1 protein-coding gene is annotated in these 913 nt (G+C 63.0%); it reads right to left on the bottom strand.

Annotated features, from left to right (window positions below; all coding sequences use genetic code 11):
• Window positions 1-637 (bottom strand): phosphoserine transaminase (locus EN893_RS35775; protein ID WP_164901480.1); only part of this gene is annotated, 637 nt, incomplete at its 3' end.
• Window positions 638-913: the final 276 nt, after the last annotated feature.

Raw genomic sequence — 913 nt, 5'->3', positions numbered from 1 at the left:
CGCCGGCGCGAGGCGACAGGATCAGCATGCCGTGAGCGCCCTCGCCGCCCAGCACCTGCTGCCAGGAGAAGGTGACGACATCGAGCTTTTCGAAGTCGAGCCTCTGCGCGAATGCGGCGGAAGTCGCATCGCAGACGGTCAGGCCCTTGCGGTCCGCGGGAATGAAATCGCCGTTCGGCACGCGCACGCCCGACGTGGTGCCGTTCCAGGTGAAGACCACATCGCGGTCGAAATCGATCTTGGTGAGATCAGGCAGTTCGCCGTAGCCGGCTTCGATCTTGCGCACGTCGGCGAGCTTCAACTGCTTGACCACGTCGGTGACCCAGCCGGAGCCAAAGCTCTCCCAGGCGACCATGTCGACGCCGCGCTCGCCAAGCAGCGACCACAGCGCCATCTCGACCGCGCCGGTGTCCGACGCCGGCACGATGCCGATGCGGTAACCCGCCGGGACCTGGAGAATTTCCCGCGTCAGCTCGATCGCCTGTTCGAGCTTGGTCTTGCCGATCTTGGCGCGGTGGGAACGGCCGAGCGCGGCATTGTTCAGCGCCTCGACCGACCAGCCGGGACGTTTTGCACAGGGACCTGAGGAAAAATTGGGGTTTGCCGGACGGAGTCCGGGCTTCGTATGCGTCGTCATCGTGGTCTATCCTTCCAGATAGTGGCCCCTCGTTGGGGAGGGGTGGCCCACGGACGGCGATATGCGTTCAGACTTCGGGCGTCAAGAGGAAAGTTTTTGTCGCTGCCGGGATACCGGCGATCCCTGATCAGGATGTCGTGACTTCAGACGCAAACGGCGGACCCCGAAAGATCCGCCGTCTGCGTTTTCGTGCATGCCGTACCTACTACCAAAGATCGTAGCGCAGCCCAAGCTTGACCTGATGATTGCTGATCCCCTTGCGGATCGGATAGGAAT

Source organism: Mesorhizobium sp. M7A.F.Ca.CA.004.04.2.1, assembly GCF_004022825.1.
Taxonomy (GTDB): domain Bacteria; phylum Pseudomonadota; class Alphaproteobacteria; order Rhizobiales; family Rhizobiaceae; genus Mesorhizobium.
Note: the sequence above shows the minus strand (reverse complement) of the source record. Positions and strands in the feature narration are given on the sequence as shown.